The organism is Microbacterium luticocti DSM 19459 (genome assembly GCF_000422405.1).
Classification (GTDB): Bacteria; Actinomycetota; Actinomycetes; order Actinomycetales; family Microbacteriaceae; genus Microbacterium; species Microbacterium luticocti.
Genome location: NZ_AULS01000005.1, coordinates 190,368 through 196,367 on the forward strand (window position 1 = coordinate 190,368; position 6,000 = coordinate 196,367).

General features: G+C 64.6%; 4 protein-coding genes and 2 pseudogenes. 2 read left to right on the forward strand and 4 right to left on the reverse strand.

Annotation, left to right across the window (positions count from 1 at the left end):
• Positions 1 to 11: 11 nt before the first annotated feature.
• The 3 genes and pseudogenes from H577_RS0108050 to mobF all read right to left on the reverse strand — a co-directional run.
• Complete coding sequence (locus H577_RS0108050) at positions 12 to 653, reverse strand: hypothetical protein (RefSeq protein ID WP_156876586.1); 642 nt, start codon at positions 651 to 653, stop codon at positions 12 to 14.
• A gap of 60 nt (positions 654 to 713) precedes the next feature.
• Positions 714 to 1,844, reverse strand: a complete 1,131-nt coding sequence (locus H577_RS0108055; protein ID WP_029145535.1) for a hypothetical protein — start codon at positions 1,842 to 1,844, stop codon at positions 714 to 716.
• Positions 1,845 to 2,376: 532 nt separating this feature from the next.
• Positions 2,377 to 3,912: pseudogene (mobF, locus tag H577_RS15595) on the reverse strand (MobF family relaxase); the annotation flags it as partial.
• 74 nt (positions 3,913 to 3,986) lie between these two features.
• Here mobF and H577_RS0108065 point away from each other — a divergent pair.
• Positions 3,987 to 4,868, forward strand: a complete 882-nt coding sequence (locus H577_RS0108065; protein ID WP_156876587.1) for a COG1361 family protein — start codon at positions 3,987 to 3,989, stop codon at positions 4,866 to 4,868.
• Positions 4,869 to 4,976: 108 nt separating this feature from the next.
• Here H577_RS0108065 and H577_RS0108070 read toward each other — a convergent pair whose 3' ends face one another.
• Entirely contained in the window at positions 4,977 to 5,684 is a 708-nt protein-coding gene (locus H577_RS0108070) for a hypothetical protein (RefSeq protein WP_029145537.1), read from the reverse strand.
• Positions 5,685 to 5,815: 131 nt separating this feature from the next.
• On the opposite strand from H577_RS0108070, the pseudogene H577_RS0108075 reads away from it, so the two are divergent.
• Positions 5,816 to 6,000: pseudogene (locus H577_RS0108075) on the forward strand (IS1380 family transposase); the annotation flags it as partial.

Sequence of the window (6,000 nt, forward strand, 5' to 3'; positions counted from 1 at the left end):
CGCCGGCGATGTCAGGTGCGCACGGTGCGTTGCAATCCGTGCGCGAACTCGCTGAGCGCCTTCAGTGTCGCAATCGCGTAATAGACGATCTGGCTCCTCAGCACTCCGTCGATGTCGCGCGGGACGCCTCGACGTGTAAGGACCCAGATCGCCCCGTTCTGCACCCCGACCTCATCACCCACGATGTGGCCGGAGACAGTGTTCCGAATGAGACGCAAAGTCCTATTGAAGTCCTTGTCGTCCCTCATCTCTGACATCCCGTGTTTGAACGCGCTTACGGCTTCATCGAACTTCGCCACCTCGAACAGGTGGGCGCCAGTGTCATTGGGGAGAGTCCGTATCGCCCTGGATACGGCATTAACCATCCGCCCTGCCGACTCTTCTGCCTCTTCGAGCGTCAGCGCGAGGAACTTCTCGGCGGTGAGCCGATTCTGAGGATCGGCGAGCAGCGCGCGAAGCATCACGCGCATGTCGAAGTCGACCGTGAGTATGAAGAACTGGAGCTGCGTGAACTCACGGTAAATCTCGGAGTCACGTTCAAGACCGAGCTTGACGTTCTGAGCGGCCTGTTCCAGCACACGCTCCTGCTCGGGCAATATCGCGTCGAACCCCGCGATGATGCCCTCGGCGCGACCGACGGGATCGTCACTCATCATGCTTCTCGCTCCCCGCCTCGTCCTGGCTGTTCCTGGATTGCCGTGCCGCCTACCTCGTCAGATGACGGGGTCGCGCTCCCAGTTGGGCGATCGCGGGAAGTCGTCGTCTGACCGCCATCCCTCCGCATTGATCCACGGTGGGCTGGAAGGAACGTCGGAGGCGTCCCATCGCCACACGTCGGGGTGGCGTCGTTCGGTGCTGGTTGTGGGGCGGGCCGCGTAGCCGAGGGTCTGTCCTGCGGGGACGGTGTAGTGCCACCAGCAGCCAACCTGATCTTGCCCGGAATCGAATGCGTCGGGATCGAGATTGTGCTTTCTGGCAACCTGCGTGAGCGTCGTGCGCGCATCAAACGGGCCAGGGGCAAGAAGCACGGCGTTGAGGTACTCGGTATCGAAGTCGTAGGCGAAGTTGAGCAGTTCGGGCATGTGACGGTCATCGACCAACCGGCCCGCCCCGTCGAGTTCCCGCGAGCCGGCAACGGAATCTTCGTGGAGTTTGCGTAGCCGAGCACCGGCATCGTCAGCGACCCGCGGGAAGTACTCGGCCAGAGCAGCGACCAACACGATCGTCTTGGTTGAGTTCACTCGTGTCGCGTAGCCAAGGTCTCGACCGTGCAGGACACCGTGTCGCGAGACGAGACCGAAGTTGCCGGACTCATTGACATTCGCGGAGAACACGCGGCGAACGACAGGTAGGTTCTCCTCCATACCGGCTAGCGTCGCGTCATCAAGATACGGGTCTGCATTGGCTTTGGAGAAGAAGGACTGTCCCGTTAGGTCACGGCTCATCCCGTCGATCTGCGCCAGGACGATTGGGATCGACGCCTCGTAAGCACCTGCGAGATGATGCTCGATTGCCTTCTCGATCAGAGCGACGCGATCCCAGAGAACTTGCTTGAACGGGTAGTGAGAGTTTGACCACCGGCGTATCGGTGCCGCAGCGTGCCGAAGGAGAACCTGGTTGTCCGAGTTCCAGACTTCGGTGATCGCTTCGTCAATAGCCCCAGGTTCGGCACCTTCCGCCGCAAGGCGCAGAACCCGAACCGTGCCGGCCTGGTGCCAGCGACCGCACATCGCCCATCCCAGCGGGGCAAACAGCGCAACTGCTTCGGCAAGCTGGGAGACGGCGGGGTGAGCGACGACTCCAAGGCGGCGCGCCACATCGGCTGCCAGCTCAGCTTGCGTCATCTTGACCCTTCCGTTTCTACAAGGATGACAGGCCGATCTGATCCGGCTCAGAACCCGAGCCCGCGAGCCGCTGGTCTGTCGGACCGAGGCTCAGGTGCCTGCACCTGTGTGGCGCGGGTAGTGGCCCGCAATGCGGCGGCGGCGCGCTCCTGGTCGATCTTCTGCGCGTCGCTCTCCGCTGGGGGTCCGAGCGGGGATGAGTCGGCGATGCCGTAGCGATCACGGTACGTGGCCACGGTGCGCGCCGCGCGCCGCCACGCGGTCGCCGTACGCGTCTACTTCGGCTGGGTGCCGAGCGCCCTTGTCCAGCTCTGCTGCTCGGTGAGGGCGGTGTCGAGGAGTGCATCGGCGCGGGCTTCGATGAGGTCGCGTCGCTCGTTGAGGGCTCGCCGGAGTTCGGAGCTCGTGGCGCCGCCGGCTTCGGGGATGAGCCCGGCGATGAGGCGTGGGGCTTTCCTTGCTCGCCCGGACCCGGCGGGGTGAGCGGTGGCCCGAGCAATGCGGTAGTGGAGGACCGCGGCGATGTCGTCGGCGTCGGCCCGGTGGTAGTGCGGGAGCGGTCGAGGAGGCGGTTTTCTGCCGCCAGCAGCTCCTCGGAGGAGAACACCGTCGAGTGCCTCGGCCGGAACACGCTGGTTCCGTCCGTTCGTCGGAACATCGCCGGGCTCGACGCGAGCTCCGGCGGCGTCAAGCGCAGGGACGCGGCCTCGGCGGCGTCCGCGACCAAGCCGACGACGGCCTCCCGATCCTCGGTCGAGGCGAACCTGTAACCCATCGTCTGCCGGGCCGCCTCGGCGGTGAGGTTCCAGCGCCGCCAGGTGGACCGCTTCTCACCGACCGCCTCGACCACGGCGGCGCCGATGGATGCGATCACGTCCAGCGGCACGTCGTCGGCGCGCAGTAGCAGCGGCTCCTCGTTCGCTGTGACCAGTCGCGCCCACGAGGTCGCGTCCGCGCCGAGCACCTGGCCGGCGCGAGCCCGCCAGTCGGCGGTGAGGTCGGCAAGGGAGTGGACGTCCTTCTCGGGCCGCGTGGAGAGGGTCGCCTGGGCGCGGAGCTTCATAATCGTCGCCCGTGACGGGCGCCGCCCGTGCTCCTGGACGTAGCGGTCGATGAGGCGATCAGTCTCGGCGTCGATGTGCCGAGACCGGATGGAGAACTCCGCCACCAGTCCCCCCCCCGGCACCCCGACGACCGCCCAGGTCGGGTTTCGATCCCGGCCCTTCTCTCGGGCCTCCCACTCCACACCGAACATCCGGGTCAGGTGATCGGCGAACACCGCCTCGTGCAGCTCCGGCAGCGCCACGGTCGCGGCGTGCATCGGCCGTCCGTCGAGGGAGCGCCACTTGCCGTCGAGGACGGTCTGTACCTTGTTCGAGATGACGACATGCGTGTGCAGGTGCGGGTCGCCCCCGCGTGAGTTGTAGTGGTCGAACGCGGTAGCGATCAGCCCGGTCACATCGGCCTGTGCGACCGCCCCGTTGCGGGCGGTTGCACCCGTGCGGGTCGCTACAACCTCCCGCTCCATGAACGCAACCACCTCCGCAACCGCCGCGTGATGCGCCTGCGCGATGAGAGCCTGCGTGCCCGCGTCGGCGACGGCCCACAGCACCGAGGCGGACTTCGGAATCGAGAAGGTGCAGTCGTACCCCGCAACCGCTCGCCGCCTGCCTCGCTCGCCCTCCTCGGCCTCGATAGCGGCGATGGCCTCAGCACGGGAGACCGGCCCCAAGGCAGGATCAAGGGCCGCGACCCGTTCAGCGATCCGTTCCGCGACAGGCTGATACTCGGGATAGGCGCGTCCCAAGGGCTTGCCGGTGATGGGATCGCGGCCCATGCCGACGAGGAGCTGGAGCTGGGCTTCGGAGACCTGATCGCCCTCGATGATCTGTCCGCTGCCGAGCGCGGCGACGCCGGCGCCGAGCCACCGGCCAGGCGGTGTGCTCTCGGCGTTGTAGTACCTCGTCAGCGGGGTCGAGAGCGACCTGTCCCCGTCCGCTGCGGCGACCGTGCGGAGCAGGTACTTGTAGCCATCGCCCGCCGACATCACGCGCATCGAAACGGCCATGTTGCTAGGTGTCCACGGCTCGACCCCCGCTGGTGTTGCTGGGGAGGACAGTGCCGCGCCAGTACGATCGGAAGGTGAAAAGCCCGGCCATGCGCATCGTTGTGACAGTTCTCGCTGTCGTGGCCGTAGCCCTCGGGTTGTTCTCGGCCAGCGTCGCTATCTGGGGCTCGTGGTGGCGGTTCCCCGACATGCCCACTGCCGAAGAATGGTCGGCCTTCTTCGGGGCATCTGCTCTCGTTGCGCTGGGATTCGCGTGGTACCAGATTCGTCAGGTAGATCAATCGAACAAGGCGCTAATCGCGTCGAACGAGTTGGCGCGTCGGGTCAACATCGAAGCAGTTCGGCCCAGGGTCCAGGTTGCGTTGGAGCCCACGAGATTCGTCCAGAAGGATCGCGGTGCACCGGTGGAGGGCACGCTTCATATCGCGGTGCGAAACATTGGGGTGAGCCCGGCCCATGAGGTGCGTCTGAGGGTGAGTCCACAGTTCACATCGTTGGCGAAGTTCTTCAAGCCCGGCATGATGGAGGCGCATTTCGCGGAGGTCAACGAGACGTTCGACGGAAAGGTGTGTTTTCGGACGCTCAACCCAGGAAACACATACATCTGGTTTCTCGGGCGAGTCCCGGAGTTGTTTGCCGACGAGTCGGGAATCCCTCGTCGCTGGGAAGTCGAAGCCGAGTACATGGGGACGGCATCGCCGGAGCCGTTCGTGGAAACGTTCATCCTGGACCTCGATGTCGAGAAGCGCATCGAACTGCCGGTCGATCCACTCGTGCGAATCGGGAAAGACATCGAAGTCGTCGGAAGCAAGCTCGAGGCGATCAAGCGTGTTGTGCCGCAGAAACTCACACTTGGCGATGACTCTTTGGTGGCGCATCGTCAGCGCAACCTCGGCATACGACCATCAGTAGTCCGCGCTCGGCGAGCGCCCGCTTGGTTGCGAAGACGGCGTTGACCACGCAACAGACCGACCCACCCAGTCCCCAGCGGCCTGCTCGCATTGCGGGTCGCAAATCACAGGTCGAAACGATCGCGCTCTTGCCCCGCTGCGGCTAGACGAAACTCAGCTAGGAAGGTGCGAAACGCTCCGGAGGTCATACAGCCGGAATGCTTCGCTCAGCGTCATGGTGGCCGATGCGATTGCAGGCCCGACATCGTTTTCGAGATCGCCGCGTAGACGCACGATCGAACTGCCTGACTCTTCGTGCACGACCTCGTTACGGTCAAATCGCATGACGCCGAAGTGAAACTGCGCATGGGCAGCCGCGCTGCCCGATCGCCAGAGCGCTTGCGTTGCACCAAGCAAGAGGTCGTCATCGACGCCGTGCATATGCTGCGCAACCCAGTCGATGGCCCCGGTCTGATGGAACCGCATCTTTGCAACGTCCTCTTGCACACCGAGGGCCGTCGCTACCTTCTGCAAACTGGCTTGCCGCTCACGTAGTTGCTCCAGGAGGCCGTTACGAGCCTCCTCTGGTTTACCCTCTGGAACCTGCATGTCGCGGAAAGAAGTCACCTGGACACGAAGATCGTCCGCCCGGAGCCTAAGCGCGCGCTCGCGGCGTTCTTGCCGCGTTGGCGGCGCGAGGACCCACACCGCGTTCACCGCCGCAACGAATGCCGTGCGCGCAACGGTCATGTAGGCGGTCGGGTACATCGTGCTTGTTGCTCGCATGGTGTCGAGCGCGAAATCCAGGTGTTCGGACGAGATACACATCGAATACCAGACTGGGTTCTCGACACTCAACCCCTCGATTGAGCCCTGATCCACCGGTTGGGTTGGCTTGTGTAGGGCGTGCCTGTAAGTGAAATGCCCTTCTGGTCTGGGAAAATGTTGAGTGCTGAAGTCAACGTTTCCGAGAACAGAGGGGCATCTCTTAAGTGAAAGCATCTCATGGTCTGGTGCCGGTGTTCGATGACGGCAACCTCGTGTCGCATGCGGGTCTGGTTCCGGTGCTCGCGCTGGCGGAGAAGGCGGGCCTGACCGGTCTGGTCGAGGCGTGTTCGACGCTTCCGGCGGCGAACGTGGCGGTGAAGGTCCGCACGATCCTTGGCGGGATGCTCGCGGGGGCGGACAGCATCGACGA

Excerpts from the sequence above, each read along its gene's own strand:
- H577_RS0108050 (WP_156876586.1), bottom strand. The coding sequence starts at position 653 with ATGAGTGACGATCCCGTCGGTCGCGCCGAGGGCATCATCGCGGGGTTC.
- H577_RS0108055 (WP_029145535.1), bottom strand. The coding sequence starts at position 1,844 with ATGACGCAAGCTGAGCTGGCAGCCGATGTGGCGCGCCGCCTTGGAGTC.